This window comes from Nocardia sp. NPDC050717 (assembly GCF_040654275.1).
Lineage (GTDB): Bacteria > Actinomycetota > Actinomycetes > Mycobacteriales > Mycobacteriaceae > Nocardia.
On sequence record NZ_JBFAHR010000014.1, the window covers coordinates 164,920 to 185,233 of the forward strand.

General features: G+C 65.0%; 8 protein-coding genes. 6 read left to right on the forward strand and 2 right to left on the reverse strand.

The window, feature by feature from the left end:
* A complete protein-coding gene (locus tag AB0H56_RS25450; RefSeq protein WP_357167740.1) occupies nt 1–1,557 on the reverse strand; it encodes a serine/threonine-protein kinase in 1,557 nt (518 codons plus the stop codon).
* A gap of 55 nt (nt 1,558–1,612) precedes the next feature.
* Nucleotides 1,613–2,995 carry a serine/threonine-protein kinase gene (locus AB0H56_RS25455; RefSeq protein ID WP_357167742.1) on the reverse strand — a complete coding sequence of 461 codons (1,383 nt, stop codon included), beginning with the start codon at nt 2,993–2,995 and terminating at the stop codon, nt 1,613–1,615.
* Nucleotides 2,996–3,243: 248 nt separating this feature from the next.
* Here AB0H56_RS25455 and AB0H56_RS25460 point away from each other — a divergent pair, with 248 nt between their 5' ends.
* The 6 genes from AB0H56_RS25460 to brxD all read left to right on the forward strand — a co-directional run bounded on the left by AB0H56_RS25460 (nt 3,244) and on the right by brxD (nt 20,237).
* The gene (locus AB0H56_RS25460) at nt 3,244–3,603 is read left to right on the forward strand and encodes a DUF732 domain-containing protein (protein WP_357167744.1); all 360 of its coding nucleotides are present in this window, start codon (nt 3,244–3,246) and stop codon (nt 3,601–3,603) included.
* 130 nt (nt 3,604–3,733) lie between these two features.
* Nucleotides 3,734–8,215: a BREX system serine/threonine kinase PglW gene (gene pglW, locus AB0H56_RS25465; RefSeq protein WP_357167746.1), complete on the forward strand. Its 4,482-nt coding sequence runs from the start codon at nt 3,734–3,736 to the stop codon at nt 8,213–8,215.
* On the forward strand, nt 8,212–11,850 hold the full coding sequence (gene pglX, locus AB0H56_RS25470; protein WP_357167748.1) for a BREX-2 system adenine-specific DNA-methyltransferase PglX: 3,639 nt from the start codon (nt 8,212–8,214) through the stop codon (nt 11,848–11,850). Before pglW ends, pglX begins: the two co-directional genes overlap by 4 nt.
* The gene (locus AB0H56_RS25475) at nt 11,850–15,746 is read left to right on the forward strand and encodes a phage resistance protein (protein ID WP_357167750.1); all 3,897 of its coding nucleotides are present in this window, start codon (nt 11,850–11,852) and stop codon (nt 15,744–15,746) included. The genes pglX and AB0H56_RS25475 overlap by 1 nt, the downstream gene beginning before the upstream one ends.
* Nucleotides 15,743–18,559: a BREX-2 system phosphatase PglZ gene (gene pglZ / locus AB0H56_RS25480; RefSeq protein WP_357167752.1), complete on the forward strand. Its 2,817-nt coding sequence runs from the start codon at nt 15,743–15,745 to the stop codon at nt 18,557–18,559. The genes AB0H56_RS25475 and pglZ overlap by 4 nt, the downstream gene beginning before the upstream one ends.
* Nucleotides 18,560–18,923: 364 nt before the next feature.
* The gene (brxD, locus tag AB0H56_RS25485; RefSeq protein WP_357167753.1) at nt 18,924–20,237 is read left to right on the forward strand and encodes a BREX system ATP-binding protein BrxD; all 1,314 of its coding nucleotides are present in this window, start codon (nt 18,924–18,926) and stop codon (nt 20,235–20,237) included.
* The last annotated feature ends 77 nt before the right edge of the window (nt 20,238–20,314 follow it).

The following is a 20,314-nucleotide window of genomic DNA, read 5'->3' on the forward strand; positions in this document are numbered from 1 at the left end:
TCAGCTGGACGGTGGCTCCAAGGCTGCCAGCTGGTCGAGCACCTCGAGGGCCGCGGAAGTGGTGGCGTCCTCAGTCCCTCGTACGAGAAGGAGATCGTCGTAGACCTCATTGAGCACAACTGAGGCTTCGACCCGCTCCCCGAGCAACATCAACAGCCGCCCGAGCTCCAGGCGTAACTCCAACGCAAGCTGACTGCCATCGCCCTGGCTACCACGCACCTGTGCCAGCAGCGTCCTGATCTCAGCGACGGCGGTAGCCAGCTCACCCATCTCCGCCCGACAGAACATCGCGGACTTCCGGCACTGCAGCGTCAGCTCATCATCAGGGCCGACCAGCAGCGCGTAACGATCTGCGAGGTGATCGAATTCGGCGCCAGCCCTGCGGAACTCCCCGCCGGACAACAGGGCTCGCGCAACCTTTCCCCGAATTTCGAGAGCTCGGCGGTCCTCGCTGTCAGTCGCCATGTCCGGCACCAGCCTGGCAAGCACGTCCGCTGCCTGCGCGAAACGACCTTCGTCGACCAGCTGCTGATATTCGGCTTCTCCCGCGGCAATCTGCTTGTCACGTTCGGACTCTGCGTGGAGCACGGCGTCGCTACCGTCCAGTCGAGCCCACGCCCCACGTGAAGCAGCCCGCCTGGGGGCATTCGGCCGTCGAAAGATCTGGGCAGGGTCCGGATAGCCTGTCGGTGCTGCCTCCGAACTCCGGGGAGCTACAGGAGACAGCAGCAGAGCCAGCAGTCGGTCGTACACCGCCTCCGCATCAACCGGTCGACGCTCGGGCGACTTGGCGAGAAGATCGAGCACCAACAGATTCAGGTCTGATGGGATATCCGCGCGAACCGAGACAGGCGGGACCGGGTCGGTAAAGGCATGGTGGTTGGCGACGATGGGCGCGCTGCCGGTGAACACCGGTCGGCCGCACAGCATCTCGTACAGGATGCCGCCCAGTGCGTACAGATCGCTCCGTGGCGTGGGTTTTCCGCCGATTCCCTGCTCTGGTGACATGTACTCGACGTTGCCGAGCAACATGCCGGTCATCGTCAGTTTCGGCGCATCGGAAGCCAGCAGGGCGGCGAGGCCGAAGTCGATGATCTTCACCGTGCCGTCATCCGTGAGCAGGATGTTGTCCGGCTTGAGATCACGGTGCACCACCGGCAGGGCGTGGGCATATGCGAGCGTCGTAGCGATCTGCGCGGCGACGGCAACAGCCCAGTTGACCGGCAGCTCGACACCTTGGCTGAGGTAGTGCTTCAGGGTGGACGCGTCGGAGATGTACTCCATCACGAGGCAAACATCGGCGAGTTCGGCGTCGAGAATGGCATCGAACACCTGTGGGACTCCGTGGTGCCGAATCCGGGCCGTGACCCTGGCTTCCCGTCGAAACCGTTCGGCAAGCTCGGCAACGTCGGCGCCGGATCGGGCCTGGTTCAACCGAATGAGTTTGACCGCGACCTCGCGGTCGAGCACGGTGTCGTAACCGCGCCACACCGAACCCATCGCGCCTGAGCCGATCTGGTCGATCAGCTCGTATCGCGCGCCGATGCGCGTCCGCACCGTCCATCACCTGCCGTTTCTTCGAGCCTCGTGCGGACTGAGATTCCGCGGCCGGTCAGTCGGCCCGAATGTTTCGGATCTGTGCGGCCAGTTCGATGACGCGGCGATCCTGCTCACCGTACCGAATGGCCATCTGTGTGTGAAGCCGCTGCAGCCGCTGCACAGCGCCCCGAGCATCACCTGCGGCGACGTCGCAGCGGGCCAATTGCCGTTGGCAATACGTCACCCGGTCATCGTAGGGCCCCCACGCCTCGGTCAGCTCGTCGATCAGTGGGCGGTACAGGTCTGCAGCCTCACGGTACTCACTGGTCTCGAGGTGAAGGTCTGCGAGTCTGGTCCGTGCCTCGACCACTTCGCGGTCATGTGCGCCGAGAACCGGTACGACGGCGTCCACCACAGTCTTCAGCCTGCTCGCGCTTTCCTCGTCGGAGAGCTCGCGAGTGCGTTCGACCGCCTGCCGCAATCCGCTTCTTTCGCTGTCCGGGGCGGTCGGCGAGCTGTCGGTCACGTCCTCATGGCCGAGCTCGGGTTTCTCCGCGGCGCCCACAGCGAGCGCATACATCAGCGCAGGCCCGTCGAGGCCGGTCACTTCCGGCAACGAACCCAGTCCTCCGGCGTGCCGGAGCAGGCCGGCATGCACGACGGCAGCGTCGGAGGGCCGTTGCCCAGGCGATTTGGCGAGCATACGCATAATCAGTTCTGCCAACTCGACCGGGATCTCGGGACGGGCAGTCGCAATCTCCGGTGCCGGCCGGTGAATCTGGTTCTGCCACACGACAAAAGGCGTCCCACCGGTCATCACCCGCTTTCCGGTGAGCATTTCGTGTAGCACCAGCCCGAGCGCATACAGATCGGTCTGCGGAACGACAGCTTTTCCTTCGACCTGTTCCGGCGCCATGAACGCGGGGGTACCCAGCGTGGTTCCTGTAGTGGTGTAGCTGGTCACGTCGCTGTCGAGAACCAGTGCCAGCCCGAAATCCAGGACCTTCACGGTCCCATCGGGACACAGCATGAGGTTCGACGGCTTGAGGTCGCGATGGAAGACCTGATGACGGTGCGCGGCAGCCAGCACCGCGGCGGTTTGCGCACCGAGCGCTGCCACCACACCGATCGGCAGCGCTCCATAGCTGGCAAGCAATTCGTCGAAGGTGACGCCCTCGACGAATTCCATCACAAGATACGGCCGTTCGGGGCTGCCCGGCAGGAGGCCCGCATCGTAGATCGCGGGCAACCCTGAGTGGCTCAGTCGTGCCATCACCTCGGCTTCACGCAGGAAGCGCTTGGCCCAGCCAGGCTCGCCGTCGAGGCTCGGCTGCGTGAACTTCACGGCGATACGCCGTTTGAGATTGCGATCGAATCCGTCGTAGACCCGCCCCATCCCGCCGGACCCGATCTGCGCACGGAGCTCGTACCGCCCCCCGACAACCTCTGGTTGCACGGCACCTACCTCCGTCAGTCCGTCCACGATGCCACGGCGAGCAACCCGCACACCCCCTACATCTTCCCATCTCGCCCGCCGACCTGTTCACCCGTCGCCAGAACGGAAGCACCATTGATTGACAATGCTTTCAGCTTCACATATGGTTTACATTGCTCAACGCGGTAGTCCCGTAGAGCAAAGTCTCCAGGGAGTTGACTTTCTTCCCGTCACACCCCGCTCCGTCAACGCATCTTCAAGGACCACCCATGCGCACGCTTCCCACCCTGCTCGTGATCGGCGCAACCGCGCTGACCCTCACCGCCGTTGCCCCCAGCGCTGCCGCCGCCCCGAACACCGGCTCCGCCGGCGGTTCGAGCAGCGGATGTGGCCCGCGCAGCGACGCCGATCGCCTGTTCCTGCGCGAGTCCTACTTCGACAGAGAAGACTGCGATGTCCAGGACGCAGGCATTCGGCTGGCGCAGTCGGAATGCCGCTGGCTCGACGCCCACGGCAACTCCGCGGCCAATCGGATCGAGCTGGCGGAGAGCACGGAAGACACGTTGGAGTACCCCTTCACCTTCCTGGCTGCCGCAATCGAGGCATATTGCCCGCAGTACCAGGACTGACATCACCGCGACGCGGCAAACTCACGGTTGGCCGTCGATGCTTCGAGCACGCATTCCGACGGCTACTGTGGACGTCGCGACGGCGGGGCGGCCGGGCGATGCAGGGACGACGAGAACAGGACGCGCGAGTATGGACGAGGGTCGGTGGACAACGGTCACCGAGTCGAGTTTCGAGCACGAGCGCCGGGGGCTGGAAGCTATCCGGACGCAGTTGCCGAATGTCGATCCGTGGTTTGCCTGGTCGAACTTCACCTTCACCGCCGACACCGGCCATGTACGTGAGGTCGATCTGCTGGTGATCGCCCCGAACGGGGTGCACATGATCGAGCTCAAAGATTGGAGCGGTCGCCTGACCTCGGAGGGCGGCGACTGGGTTCAGACGAACAAGCGCGGTGACCGCAGGTTGTTCCGGAGTCCACTGCATCTGGTGAACCAGAAGAGCAAGGAGCTCGCGAGCCTGCTCGGCGCCAACGGAACTCGCGTCTTCGTCAGCTCGGCGGTCTGCCTCACCAACCAGGGGTTGCGCTTCGAGTTGCCCGCGGGCGACCGCGCCAACACGCACACGATCAAAGAGCTACTGGACCGGCTCAACGCTCCGGTCACCGACGCCAGACGGCGGATCGATGCCCGCCTGGCGCGCAAGATCAAGAAGGCATTCGAAGATGCCGGCGTGCGCCGCAGCGATGCCGAGTTCACCGTCGGTCCGTACCTGTTGCAGCGCAAGCCGATCGATGCGGGCCCGACGTGGCAGGACTACCTCGCCGTCCACACCGAGCTGAGGGAACCCGTTCGCGTGCGTGTCTACCTGCGCGAACGTGGCGCCGACGAGGAGTCCCGCAAGTCGGTGGATGCCGCCGCACGCCGAGAGGCGGCGGTCCTGCGCCGATTCCGTCACCAGGGCGCGGTCCAGCTGGAGCATTTCGACTCCTCCGCGCACTCCGCGGGGCCCGCGCTCATCTTCCGGTACCACCCCGACACCCTGCACCTGGATGATTACCTCGCCCGGTACGGCGAATCGCTGGATATCGGCGATCGCATCGGTTTGGTGCGCCAGCTGGCCGAGACACTGCGCTCTGCGCATTCCTCACGCTTGTACCACCGCGCGCTCGCCGCCCGGTCGATCCACGTGATTCCCCAACGCGGTACGTCCGAAACCCAGCGGTGGCGCGCACCACTGCTGCAAATTTCCGACTGGCAGGTGGCCACGCAGCGTTCGGCAGGTACCGCCCTGTCCATGACGCGCCACGCACCGACGCTGCTGTCGGCGCAACACCTCTCGACCGGGTCGGATGCCTATCTGGCGCCTGAGGTCGCCGCGACGTCCCCCGATCCCATCGCGATGGATGTCTACGGCCTCGGCATGCTCACTTATCTGCTGGTGACCGGCAAGGCACCAGCCACAGCTCAAGCAGAACTGCTGGCACGGTTCGAAGCCGGCGAGGACCTGCGGCCCAGCGCGGTCGTCGATGATCTCCCGCAGGATGTCGACCTCCTGGTCGCGGCCGCGACGGACTACCGGCCGACCCGGCGGCTGACGTCGATCGCCGAGTTCATCGAGCTGCTCGAGGATGTCGAGAACGCGCTGACCACCCCGGAGGAAGAGCCCAGCACACCGGACAAAGACCCTCTCGAAGCGGTCCGCGACGACGTGCTGGCAGGACGCTGGTTGGTGCGTCGCCGGCTGGGCACCGGATCGACGAGCCGTGCCCTCCTCGTCCGTGATCTGGCGGCCGACTCCGGCAACCGCAAGAACCATGTGGTGCTCAAGGTCGCTCTCTCCGACGACCGCGGCGAGGTGCTGAAACGCGAGGCGAGCGTTCTCCGCGGCCTGCGGCGTCACTCAGGCATCATCGACCTGATCGACCCCGGCGTGCTCACCCTTGCTGACCGCACTGCGTTGGTCCTCGAATATGTCGGCGACGAACAGGGATTGGAAACCGAATCCAAGCACCGCACCGAAGAAACCGTTGCCCGCGAGCTACGCGACAACGGCCGCCTGCAGGTCGGTCGCCTCGAGACCTACAGCGACTACCTGTTCGGCGCCCTCGACTTCCTCGAAGGCGAAGGCGTCTGGCATCGCGATCTGAAGCCGGACAACATCGCTATCCGCGTGCGCCCCAACAGGACTCGCGAACTTGTCCTGATCGACTTCTCGCTGGCCGGTTACCCGGTGCAGAACACCGAGGCGGGTACCGACGGCTACCTCGACCCGTTCATCACGACTCTGACCCGCGGTGTCTACGACGCACACGCCGAACGCTATGCACTGGCGGTGACCCTGCATGAGATGGCCTCGGGTGAACTGCCCCGCTGGGGTGATGGCAGCGTGCTCCCGAGCCAGCTCGACGCCGCGGAATACCCGTACCCCGAGGTCGCCGCGGACGCGTTCGACCCGTCCGTCCGCGACGGCCTGGTCGCGTTCTTCCGCAAAGCCTTGCATCGTGATGTAGCCCAACGCTTTTCGGATCTGAAGCCGATGCGCGACGCCTGGCGCAAGATCTTCTTGGACATGACTCGCTCGGTGCCGTCACGGCCGTTGAGCGCGCATCCGGCACCGCCCGCCGACGTGGATGAAGTATCACCCGAGGACCAGCGCCGCCAGATCGCGGAACAAGCGACGGTCGACACCCATCTTTCCCAGGCGGGAATGACGGCGGCCACTGAGCAGTTCCTCTACGGCCTCGGCGTCAACACCGTCGGCGAGCTGCTCGACTACGGCCGCGGCAAGCTGATCAACGCACCCGGGCTGGGTGCGCGCGCTCGTCGCGAAATCCAAGACCGCCTCAAGGAGTGGGGCAAGCGCCTCGGCAAGGATGAGCCGGCACCGCTCACCCCGGAAGCCAGGAAAGAAGCCAAGGCCGAGCTCACCGCAGCCGGAACCGACCTCAGTGCCGGCCTGCTCCGCACCCTCAGCTTGGATACTCTCGCTGCCGGTTTCGTCCCCGAGCGCAACAACAACGGGTCCAACACCAACAAGGTCGACGCAGTGGCCCGGCTACTCCGCATCCCGGGCGCGGGTGACCTGCCAGAGCTCGACGCCTGGCCGACCCAGTCCGCGGTGGCCGAGACCCTCGGCCTGACCTCGGGCCGCGTAGCCCAGCTGTTGCGAGCCCAACGCACGCAATGGAAAAAGGACCCCGCTGTCCAGGCGCTGCGCGAGCAAATGCTGGAACTGCTGGAGAACTTCGGTCGCGTGGCAGCGGCAACCGAACTCGCCGACGCGCTCATCGCCCGTCGCGGCACCCGCCTGCACGATCGTGCACAACGCCGGGTCTTGGGCCTGGCTGCGCTGCGAGTGGTCGTCGAAGTAGAACAACTCGCACCGGATGAGGCCGCGTTCTACGTCGCGCAGAAGCGTGATTCCGGCGCCAACCCGGTGGTCGTGTTGGCGCTCGAAGCCGACGAAGACGCTTCCTTCGACACACCTGCCGCGCCCGCCTTGGCGCAGTACGCTCTGCGACTGGGCAAAACCGCCGACACGCTGGCAGATCAGGAAACATTGCCGACCGCCGCGACGGTCCTCGACCGGCTCGGCGCCATCGAGCCACCGGAAGGCGCCTTCACCTTGGACGAACGCCGTCTGGTGCAGGTGGCCGTGAGCGCGTCCCGCAGGGCTGCGGTCACCCCACGGCTGGAGATCTACCCGCGCGACCTGCCCTTGGTGCGAGCTGTCAGGTTGACCCAGGCCGGCCTGATCACTCTGACCCCTGGCATGCCGTTGCCACAGCAGCCCGGTCTGCTGGCGCGCACGGTGTTCGACCGGATCCTGGCACGGTTCCCTGAACTGTCCATCGCGGGCAGCGACGAGGACCTGCCCACCCCGGAGCTCACGAAAGCGTTGCGAGAAGCCGGCTTCGGCTTGGTCGTCGCGACGCACCCCGTGTCCCGGGTCCAGCGCTACATCCCCGAGCACGCCGACGAGACCTCCAGCTTCACCGAGCACACCCCCCGCTGGACAACAGCCGTCAACTCACACGCAGCGGGCCGCTACTCCGACGACCCGAACCTCGCCAAGGCAGCCCGCGCCGAGGAACTGCTCGTCGGTGCGGCTCCACGAGACGGCTTCCGCGTGCTCACCGCGCCGATCATGCGCAACGACGACAAGGACCGCCCCAACGCCGCTGCCGAATTGCGGGACCGTTTCGCGGCCCGCCCGATGTCGGCGACAGCGCTGTTCCTGGCCACCATGCACGACCTGGTCCCCCCGAATACGAAGCCCACCTGGGAAACGATCCTGCGCGCGGACATCGCGCCGCCTGGCTCCCGTCCCGCCATGAAGTTCTCCGAATACGCCCGCACCGCGTGGAGCCGCATCGAAGCCGAGATCGCCGACAACATCGCCGGTAACGGGCCGCTGCTACTCACCGACACCCTGGTATTCGCCCGCTACGACGCCATGGGTGTGCTCGGCCGCCTGGCCGAGCAGGCCCGCCGCGGCAAAGGCGGTCTGTGGCTGCTGTGCCCGCAGTCCGACCCGATGCGCCCGCCGCACCTCGGCGCCGTTGCCGTGCCGTACCAGTCCGCTCTCAACGAGTGGATCCAGCTCCCTGCCTCGTGGATCAACAATATCCACCGCGCCAGCCCCTCGACCGATTCAGGAGTCTCCGCATGATCGACCGCGCCGCCTTGCTCTCCGACCTGAAGAAGCAGGTCACCGCGGCAGAGGACGATCTGAACAAGCAGTTACGCGCCCTGCCCGAAGTGAAGTCCCGCCTGCACGACGAGTGGGCTCACGCCCGCAAACTCAACCGCACCGCAGCCACCGAGACCTCCTGGCTCGACGAACGCATCACCCAGGTCGCCGTCGCCTGGGTCCTCGGCACCGTCTTCGTCCGCTTCTGCGAAGACAACCACCTGATCGCCGAGCCCTACCTCACCGGCCCCACCGACGACCGCCGCGAACTCGCCCACGCCCGCTACGACGCCTACGTCGAATCCGACCCGGACCCCACGTACCGCGGCTGGCTTACCACCGCCTTCGCCGAACTCGGCGCAGGCCAGGCGGGCAAACTCCTCTTCGACCCCGCCCACAACGCCCTCTACCAAATCCCGCTCTCCCACGACGGCGCCCGCGACCTCATCGAATTCTGGCGCACCCGCGACGAACACGGCGTCCTCGTCCACAACTTCACCGACCCCCTCGACGAAGACGGTATCAACGGCTGGGACACCCGCTTCCTCGGCGACCTCTACCAGGACCTCTCCGAAGACATCCGCAAGAATTACGCCCTCCTCCAAACCCCAGAGTTCGTCGAAGAATTTATCCTCGACCGCACCCTCGAGCCCGCTATTCGCGAATTCGGGTACACGGAGATCAAACTTATCGACCCGACCTGCGGATCAGGACACTTCGTGCTCGGAGCGTTCAAACGACTGAACGAGGGTTGGACCGTCGAGCAGCCAACCAAGGATCGGCACGAACGCGTCCAGGCCGCACTGAAGTCCGTCCATGGCGTCGACCTCAATCCCTTCGCTATCGCCGTTGCCCGGTTCCGTCTCCTCGTAGCCGCAATGGCCGCCGCGAATGTCCGGAGCCTCGCAGAAGCGACACGCTATGACTGGCCGATCAAACTCGCCGTCGGCGACTCACTGATCAAGTCTCGACAGTTGGAGCTCAGCCTCGACGGGGACGACGGCGACCCGCTTGCCGAGTTCTCCTACGCGACGGAGGATGTGCACGAGCATCCAGGAATTCTCAGCCCGGGCAAGTACCACGTCGTGGTCGGCAACCCGCCATACATCACGGTTAAGGACAAGAACCTCAACGAGATATACCGCGGACTCTACAAGGCGTGTGCAGGCAAATACGCACTGTCAGTCCCCTTCGCACAAAGATTCTTTGAGCTGGCAAAGGTTGGCGGCCCTGACGGCCGCGGCTTCGGCCTAGTCGGGCAAATTACCGCCAACTCCTTCATGAAGCGTGAATTCGGAACCAAACTAATCGAAGAGTTCTTCGCGCACACAGTCGAACTCACCGAGGTCGTAGACACCTCGGGCGCTTACATCCCGGGACACGGCACGCCAACCGTAATCCTCGTCGGAACACGCCGGTCAGGAAAGAACCGATCAACAACAATCCGGACCGTCCGAAGTGTGCAGGGCGAACCAAAAGCACCCCTCGAACCGGAGAATGGCCTAGTTTGGCGCGCAATCGTCGACCAAATCGACAGCGCTCCTAGCGTGAGTCAGTGGGTTTCAGTCGACGATCTCGATCGCCACCGATACTTCTCTAAGCAGCCCTGGATCCTGGTCGACGGCGGGCTCGAAATGGTGCAACAGATCAACGACACCGGATCATCCATCCTGCGCGCAAGCCTGGGGCGCGATATCGGATTCGCCAGCTTTCCTGGGCAGGATGACGCATTTATCAGCACGCCCGGCGCTCTGAATCGTCGCAGCATTGTAGATCCGATGGCTCGATGGCTAATCATTGGAGAGGTTGTCCGAGACTGGGACACGCACTGCTATGAACAAGCCATTACTCCCTACGACTCCGAACTTCAACCACTCCCATACGACGAGAACAGCGCATGGGGTACGCTGCTTTGGGGAGTTCGCAGTCATCTGCGTTCGACAACCGACTTCAATGGAAAGAGCCAGGAAGATCTTGGGAAGCCATGGTGGACATGGTATCGATGGGTGGCTGACCGCTACAGGAACCCCCTATCCATCACATTCGCCTTCGTAGCAACGCACAACCATTTCGTGCTGGACCGGGGCGGGAAGGTGTTCAAGCAGTCCGCGCCGGTGATCAAGTTGCCGGAGGGGGCGAGCGAGGAGGAGCATCTGCGGCTGCTCGGGCTGCTCAACAGCTCCACCGCCTGCTTCTGGCTCAAGATGGTGAGCCAAGACAAGCCAAGCAATGGTGTAGGGCGCGGGCTAGAGTCCGAAAAATGGACGGTTCGGTATGAATTCACCGGCAGCAATCTTGAGGATTTCCCGCTACCAGACCGATACCCAGAAGCCATCGGCACGAAGCTTGACCGGTTGGCTGCCGAATTGAATTCGGTGTCGCCTGCATCGATCTGCGCATCTTCGATACCGACCGCCGATGCAATTCGTGATGCCCGCGACAAGTGGCACCACCTCCGCGGAAAAATGGTTGCACTCCAGGAGGAACTTGACTGGGAGGTATATTCGATCTACGGCCTAACTGACCGCGACTTCACGGCCCACTCCTATGAAATCCCTGAGGTCAACCTCGGAGAACGCGCATTCGAGATTCATTTGGCCCGGCTTGTCGAAAACGAAGGCCTCGAAACTGATTGGTTCCGCCGACACCGATCCACTCCTATTGTGGAAATCCCTGCACACTGGCCGAACGAGTACCGCCATATCATCGAGCAACGGATCGCAGCAATCGACTCGAACCGCGCGCTCGGGATGATTGAACGACCGGAAAACAAGCGTCGATGGTTGACCGATGGCTGGGACTCGCTGCAGGAGCAGGCGCTCGGTTCTTGGCTTCTCCACCGCATGGAGTCCCGGGACCTGTGGTTCGGCGACAGTGGCCAACCGCAGATCCTCACCCTGTCCAGACTCACCGATCGCCTGGCCTCCGATGACGACTTCGTCTCCGTCTCAGCGCTCTATGCACCCCGCACCGATCTGGCAAAGGTAGTCGGCGACCTCATCACTGACCAGCACGTCCCGTTCGTCTCTGCCCTGCGCTACAAGCCATCCGGCCTCAAGAAGCGTAAGGACTGGGAGAACGTCTGGAACATGCAGCGTCAAGAAGACGGCATGCCCGACGGCCACGAAAAGAACGAATACCGCAAGACCATCCCGGTCCCACCCAAATACACTTCCGCCGACTTCCTGCGCACCTCCTTCTGGCAGGCCCGCGGCAAACTCGACGTGCCCAAGGAACGCTTCATCTCCTACGGCGCCACCAACACCGCAACCCCGGAGCTCTACGGCTGGGCAGGCTGGGACCACCGAGAACAAGCCATGGCCATCGCCATCTACCTCGCCGAGCACAGCCTCTCCACCGAGGAGATCACCCCGTTCCTGGCGGGCTTGCTCGAACTGCAGCCGTGGCTCGACCAGTGGCACAACGAGATCGATCCGGACTTCGGCATCGCCCCCTCGACCTTCCTCGCAGGCGACCGCCACGAGAGGCAGGGCGAACACGGCCTGACCGACGACGACCTGCGCAACTGGCGCCCACAACCCGCAACCCGCGGTCGCCGCACGACAGCGAAGCGCACCACCAAGAAGACTGAAGCAGCCCAGGGGGACAACTGATGGACCAGCGCCCACTTCTGCGCGACCTCATCGATATCAAGGAGCACATCGCCGGCTCGGACTATGTGCTCACCCTGGCAGACGCGGTCACCCAGGAGGGTTCGACCAAGGCTGTCGAGGACTATGTGCTTACCGAGCGCCTTCTCGGCAACTTCGATGAAGCCCTCGCGCTGATCAAGTCGGCGCTCGACGGCAACACCTCGAAGCCTGCCTTCCTGCACGGTTCGTTCGGTGCCGGTAAGTCGCACTTCATGGCGGTGCTCTACGCCCTGCTGTCCGGCAACCCGGCCGCGCGCTCCCGCAGTGAGTTCGACCCGCTGCTCACCAAGCATGAGTGGCTGCTGTCGGACGGCAAGAAGTTCCTGATGGTGCCGTATCACATGATCGACGCCAAAGCGATGGAGCAGCGGGTGCTGGGCGGGTACGTCGACTTCGTCCGCAAGCGGCATCCCGACGCGATCATCCCGCCGGTGTACCGCACCGACGCGCTGTTCACCGACCTGCGTTCACTGCGCACCAGAATGGGTGAGGAGTCGTTCCTCGCGGCACTCAACAGCGACCACGTAGACGAAGAGGACGACGAATGGGGTGATCCGACCGCCTTCTGGACCACGGAGAAAGTCGATGCCGCGCTCGCCGCATCCGAGGCCCACGACGGCAGCGGCCTCAATCTGGTCAGTCCGTCCACCCCGCCGGAGCTGCGCGCCAAGCTCGTCCACGATGCGGGCACCACGCTCCTGCCCGGCTTCACCCAGCGCGCCGCCGAGGACGAGACCGGCTTCATCTCCCTCGACGCCGGCCTCAGCGTCATTGCGTCCCACGCGAAATCGCTCGGCTACGACGGCATCATCCTGTTCCTGGACGAGCTGATCCTGTGGCTGGCCAGCCTCATCCACGACGAGAAGCGGGTCGCGCGCGAAGCCAGCAAGATCACCAACTTCCGTGAAGGCGGCGATGCTCGTCGCGATATCCCGATCATCTCGTTCATCGCTCGCCAGCGCGATCTCCGCGAGCTGGTCGGTGAGGAACTCGCGGGCGCCGCGGAATCAGCAATTCAGGATGCCCTCAACCACGCGTCCGGCCGCTTCGACCTGATCAGCCTCGAAGACCGCAACCTGCCGCAGATCGCGCATGCCCGACTGCTCAAGCCGCGCGACGAAGCCGCTGTAGTCCAGTTCGATGCGGCGTTCGAACGGACCAGGAAGCTCAGCCCGAAGGTGTGGGACACCCTTCTCGGATCTGACGAATCGACCACCGGCGCCGATGAGGCGTCTTTCCGGTTGAGCTACCCGTTCTCCCCCGCCTTCCTCGACACCCTCGTCCACATCTCGGCCGCCCTCCAGCGCTCCCGCACCGGTCTGAAGCTGATGGGCCAGCTCCTTGCCGATCACCGCAACGAGCTGCGCCTCGGCGACCTGGTCCCACTGGGCGACCTCTATGAACAGCTCACCCGCGGTGGCGACCGTCCCTTCGTCGCCGACAAGAAGGTCCTGTTCGACGCTGCCGACAAGCTCTACAGCCATCGCCTGCGCCCGTACCTGCTGAACACGTGCGAGGTCACCGAAGACGACATCGACGCCTATATCAACCGGCGCGAGACCATCACCGATGCCAAACTTCTCGGCAACTGCAAGAAGTTCGTCGGCCAGAACCGACTCGCCTGCACCATACTCCTGGCGGCCTTGGCGCCTAGCGTACCTGCCCTGCGGGATTTGACGATTCGCCGTCTCGGCGCGCTCAACTACGGCTCGATCACCACCATGATCCCCGGTCGGGAAGAGGGCGTTATCAAGGACATGATCGGCGAATGGGCCGGTCGCTTCCCCGAGATCAAGCCCACCGGTACCGACGCCAATCCCGGTGTGCGCCTGGAACTGTCCGGTGTCGACGTCGAGTCGGTGATCGCCAACGCGCAGGTCAACGACAATCCGGCGAACCGGCTCGCCCTCGCCCGTGACCTGCTCGCCGAGGAGTTCGGGCTCGATCGTGCCAATGGCCGCTTCGATGCCGATGAGCTGCGCTTCGTCTGGCGTGGGTCCAACCGCGTCGCGGAAGTGGTGTTCGGCAACGTCAGCGACGACGACGCGCTGCCCAATCATGATCTGCAGCCCGCCATCGAGGGGCGCTGGCGCATTGTCATCGACCTGCCCTACGACGAAGGGACCCACACCCCGATCGAAGATGCGGACCGTATTCGGCGGCTCAAGGAAGAGCAGGGCACCAATCACCCCAACACCGTTGCGTGGTTGCCCACCCACCTGACCAAACCGCGCTGGGAGGACTTCCGGCGGCTGCTGGTCATCACGAAGGCGCTCGCCGATCCTTATCGGTTCGACACGCAGTACGCCCAGCACCTCAACCCGGACAACCGGGCCAGCGCCAAGCAGCTGCTCGAATCGCAGCGTGAGGTCCTGCGACAGCGCGTCCTCGCCACCTTCAAGCAGGCTTACGGCCTGGCCGAACGCAAGCCCGAGGACGTCACCAACGACCTGGGCGAGCTGTTCCACCCGCTGCCCGATATCGACGGGCTTACCGTCTCGATCGGCCAGCCACTGCACGATGCCATCCGCAACCTCGCAGGCAAGCTCCTCGCCCACCAGTTCCCCGAGCATCCGGACCTCGACCGAGAGGGGACGGGCGTAGCCGTCAAGGCGACCGAAGCGAAAGTCGTTCTTGCACAGGTAAAAGGCGCCGCCGAAGCCCGCGATGGACGATTCGAAGTGCCTGCGAAAGAGCGCGCACTCATGCGCCGAATCGCGGAACCGCTCGGTCTGGGCCAGCAGAAGGAGGCCTACTTCGAGCTGTCCAAGCGGTGGGCCGACCACTTCCGCCGAGCCGCGCAGACGAACGGCAGCACCGGCGACCTGTCGGTCATCTCGCTCGCCGATTGGATCGACCAGCCCACACCGCGTGGCTTGGAACCCCATATCGCCAACCTGGTGATCGCCTCGTTCGCCGAAATGGACGACCGGATCTGGGTCCGCGGTGGCGTGCCCATCGACACACCCGAACTCACCAAGATCCAAAACGGTGACGCACTGCGCACTCAGCCGTTGCCGAGTGAATCCGACTTCGACGCCGCCCGTAACCGGTTCGAGGTGATCCTCGGCGAGAAGGCTCCGACGCTCCTTCGAGGTGGACCGGTGCAGCAGTTCGCGCGTCAGATCAACGGTGCCGCCACCAGGTACCAGGACTCCGCCGCGCGCCTTGTCGAACAGCTGGAGAAGCACGCCGAGTTCCTCCAGCTCGACGACAGCGACGCCGGTGAGCGGCTTGCCCTGGCCCGACGCTCGCTCGAGCTGCTGTCCACCCTTGCCGCGGTCGGTACCGGTGGGTCCGCGGGGGCGAAGAAGACTGTCGAAACACTGGCCCGGTTCGACCTGGCCGGGGTCAATGCCGACCGGTACGCGACCTCGATCAAGTCCGCCGATCAGGTGACCTCTGCGCTGACTCACGCAGCCTGGCGCAACCTCGAGCAGGCCACATTGCTCGGACCCGCGGGCACGTCGCTGCTCGACTCACTGCGCACGACGGCACGGGCTGATCAGCGCTCAGCCGATCTTGCTGCGGCACTGCGCACGATCGACCGACAGGTCACCGAGCTGACGACGCGAAAGCTGCGTGAGGATGCCCTCCGCCGGCAGAAGGACGCACCGGCTCCTGTAGAGCCCGCACCGGTGATCGCCCCACCCACACCCACTCCCGACGACATCGATCTGAGCACCAAATCCAGCACGCCACCGATCGGCCCCGACAAGTCGCACGCAGGTCGCCGGACCGGTATCTACACCACTACGGCACGCGAGGCCGTCGCCAGCTTCTCCGCACAGCTGGCTGAGCTGGCAGAGTTGGAGCCAACCGCGAAAGTCGAAATCACGTGGCGGGTCGTCGAATGACCAGCACGACCGAAACCACCGCCCTGCGGATGTCGAGGGCGACTGTCGCCCAGTATCTTTCGGCACACAAGAGGATTCAAGCCGAGCTGGCCACGCCAGGCGGCCCTGTCACCCTCCTGCTTCGCGGTGAACCGGAGTGGGAGGGCGACCCTGTCCTCTCGCTCGCTGAGGGCCGTCGAGCCCGGGTAGCGGTAGCAGCGTCGCCACTTGCGGTGCACGAAACCGTCCTGGCGCACGCCCGCGAGATCACCCCCGACCCGCGGGTTCTCGTACTCCTCACCGATATCGAGGAACACGATCTCGATCCCGCGATCCTCGCGCGCGCACATCGAGGACGCGTGCACGCGATCGACCGTTGGGACATCGTCCGAGAGTCGTTCGGCGCCATATCCCTCGATCCTCGGCTCAAACGGGACGGCTGGGCTTGCGAAGCACTGCTCGACGCCGCGGGCGCGCGGGGGTGGCCCACCGCGATGGCAGGTCGCGTCCTGTCTCGTGTCGCCGCACTCACCGCTCTGACCGGACGTCGACTACGCATCGAGTCGGGCACAGACCGTATCGACCCCGTCACCCTGCTCGAGTGGACTCAACGCCCCGGCGCGGCCCAGCAGTTACTCGATCTCCGGGCCCCTGAACGTGACGGCCTCATCGAGTTCCTCAGCGAGCCGGAACAAAGTGGTGCTACCGGCACAGCCGTGGCCGCGTTGACCGTGGCCGACCACGGGTCGGAAGCGCTCGCATACGGACTGGTGTGCGCTGCCCTGTGGCAACACGCCACACCCGGCAACACCGTCTATCAGGCGCGTGGGCGTGTCGAGCGCTGGCTCGGAGATCGGCCTCCTGTTCAGGGCGAAGCGCTCGACCGCCTGCTCGCTACTTATGGGCGCACCTGCGAGGACTACGTTCGCGATCTCCTTGTGAAAGCACGTGCTGCCGCTGGTCTCGACGACGAGTTGGACGACGCCGCGCTTGCCGCACACAAGACCGCGAAAATTGTCCTCGCCCAAGCTGATCTGTTGGTGCGACAGTTCGGCGCAGGCGAGGCCGCCGCACAGAGCCCCCTGCTCACCGCGGGGCTCGAAGCCCGATTCGCCGCTGCCGGACAAGCGCTCGGCCGGGGTAATCGGGCGGAGATCGACCGGGCCGTCGCGGCGCTGCGCGCCCACGACCTTGCCGCCGATCATCGCGTGCGGATCACCCGGGTTCGCATGGCCCAACGCCTGACGCGGTGGCTGGCCACCGAGCCCGACCCGACGGTGGACAGTCACGTCGGTGGCGCGCTGAACCGTCAGATGCACAGCACGGCATGGGCCGACCGCGCCCTCGACTACCTCGACGCCGGCGGCGACGACGATCCGGCACTGCGCGTCGCGTACGAAACCATCGCCGGCCGGGCGCGCGCTGTGCGCCGCGAATTCGACCGCGAGTTCGCGAAGAACCTCGCTGTGTGGACAGATGCGGGCACGGCACCAGCGTCCCTGCTCACTGTGGAAACTTTCCTCCACCGAGTGGTCCGTCCGCTCGCCGCCGAGCATCGCGTACTGCTGATCGTGGTCGACGGTATGAGCGCCGCTATTGCCACCGAGCTGGCAGGTGAGCTGCGCGCTACCTTCGCCGAGCACGATCCGCTGTCCGAAGGAGAGGCTCGCCGCCGATGCATGGCAGCGGCGCTGCCGAGCTTGACCGCGGTCTCGCGCACTTCGTTGTTTGCCGGCAAGCTCATGAAGGGTGACCAGAAGACCGAGCAGCGCGTGTTCCCCGCGCACTCGTTCTGGGGAGCCAAGCGGGCCGCCGTCTTCCACAAGAACGACCTCCGCAGCAAGGCAGGCGACCGTTTCGGCTCCGATCTCAGCACCGCGATCAATGATCCGGACTGCCACGTCGCGGTAGTCCTCAATACGATCGACGACCGCCTCGCCAAGGAGGCAAAACTCGACGACTCCGGCTGGGAGGCTCGCGAGATCGGTGATCTGCGGGCCCTCGCCTCGGCCGCCACCGCCCAGGGCATGGTCGTCCTGATCACGAGCGATCACGGTCACGTCATCGATCGACACGGCACGACCGTCGTCGCGCCCAATATCGAATCGGCGCGTCACCGTCTGCCCGCCGAGTTCGATCGCGGTTCCGAAACCGAAATCACGCTGCACGGTCCGCGCGTCGTCTGGCCCGAGCCCAACGCGACGATTGTTGCCTTGTGGGACAACGATTCCCGCTACACGGCCCAAAAGGCCGGCTATCACGGTGGGGCTTCGCTGGCCGAGATCACCATTCCGGTTCTGGCCTTTCTCCCCTACGGCGCCGATCGGCCGGCCGGCTGGCGCGAGCTGGGTGACCAGCGGCCGACCTGGTGGCGCGACGATGGTGATGCACTGCCCGAGCCCGAGGCTCCGATAGTCGTCAAGAAGGCTGCCAAGCGCGTGGCCAACCGGATCGCAGAAGAGTCCGCCGCACAGATCACGCTCGACATACCGCTGCCGAGCCATGAGCCGCTGTCACCACCGGCCGATCCAGCCAAGGACCTGGTCGGCCGGCTCCTCGCCTCGGACGTGTTCGCGGCGCAGTTGGAACAGCTCGCGCGCAAACCGAGTAGCGCCAAGCTGGAGAAGGCCATTCGCGCTCTGCTCGACGGTCCGCAGTCCACCACAGCCCTTGCACAGCGGGTCGGTGATCCACCGATCAGGGCGCACGGATTCGCTGCAGTACTCGGGCAGCTGCTCAACGTGGATGGCGTCCAGGTCCTGGAGACGCTGGCCGATGGCCGCACATTGCGGCTAGACGTCGGGTTGCTTCGGGCACAGTTCGGCATCCATTGACGTATCGCGCGGTGGTGTGCGCGGCGGCAGGGTGCCGTCCGAATCGTGGGTGCCTCGCAACGATCAGTCCGAGGAGCCCATCAGGTCCCGCGCCTCCTTTTCGTTCTCGTCGACCTCGGTCATGCAGGAGTCGCACAGCACCGGGTACGGCCGATGACGCCTGGTCTGTACCAGGCCTTGGCCTGGGGCCAGATCATCGCCACACATCGCGCACGTTGCTGGAAACTCGTTTCGCATCACAGCCGATCACGATCCTCTCGACGGGTCCGAGTGTCACTTCCCCCTATGGTCGCGTCCGCCCCCGACAAGTTCCGCCACTACGCGCAGCATTTCCCGGAAACCCCCGCATGGAAAGATCACCCAGGTGAATAGCGTTCCTTCCTCGGTCAGCGCCGTCCGCCGCCGTGACGTGATCGACGCGCTTCGCCGCGGCGCCGTGCCAGGTAACGGGCTGGACCTGCTGGCGACCGGCCTCGACCGGTTCGAGGCGGCCCTCGATGCCGAGCTGGACACCGTCGCTTCCGGCGGCGCGGTGTTCAAAGCGGTCCGTGGCGAGTACGGATCGGGCAAGACGTTCTTCTCACGGTGGCTGGGCGAGCGGGCCAGGGCGAAGCGGTTCGCCGTCGCGGAGATCCAGATCTCGGAGACCGAGACGCCGCTGCACAAACTCGAGACCGTATATCGCCGGGTCACCGAGCAATTGACCACCACGAGTTTTCCGCCCAGCGCGCTACGCCCTGTGGTGGATGCCTGGTTCTATGCGCTCGAGGAAGACGCGTTGGCTGCCGGCGCCGATGAGGAAGGCCTACCCGACGCGGTCAGCGAACTGATGGCCGCGCGGCTCGCTGAAGTATCGCGGCATGCTCCGTCGTTCGCCACGGCCCTGCGCGGTTACCACCGCGCCCTGCTCGACAACGACGAAGCCACGGCATCTGCGATCATCGCCTGGCTGGGTGGCCAGCCCAACGTGGCGGCGGCCGCACGCCGGGCCGCTGGCGTCCGCGGTGAGCTCGACCATTTCGGCGCACTCGGCTTCCTACAGGGTCTGCTGACGGTGCTGCGCGACAGTGGCCACCGCGGCCTGCTCCTTGTCCTCGACGAGGTCGAGACACTGCAGCGGGTGCGCTCGGATGCCCGGGACAAAGCACTCAACGCGCTGCGCCAACTCATCGACGAGGTTCATTCCGGCCGGTTTCCCGGTCTCTACCTGCTCATCACCGGCACGCCCGCGTTCTACGACGGGCAACAAGGCGTGCAGCGATTGTCGCCCCTGGCTCAGCGCCTCGCCACCGATTTCACGACCGACCCGCGTTTCGACAATCCGCGAGCTGTCCAGCTGCGCTTGCCCGGATTCACAATGGAATCCCTCGTGGCCTTGGGCAGCACGATCCGCAACCTCTACGCCGACGGCAGCGCCGAGCCGGACCGTATCCGACGAGTCGCCGACGACGCCTACATCGCCGACTTGGCTACCGCGGTGAGCGGCACACTCGGCGGCAAAGTCGGCATCGCACCAAGGGTCTACCTCAAGAAGCTGGTCGGCGATGTACTCGACCGCATCGACCAGTTCCCCGACTTCGACCCCCGTGAGCATTACACACTGACAGTCGGCGTCGCAGAACTCACCGATGCCGAACGCAATCTCGTCAGCGCCGACGACATCGACCTCGACCTGTGACCTCGGGAGTCAGCACCTCGTCTGCCGGTCACCACAGACACCCCTTGAATCTGCTCCGCCCACATCCTCGACCACGC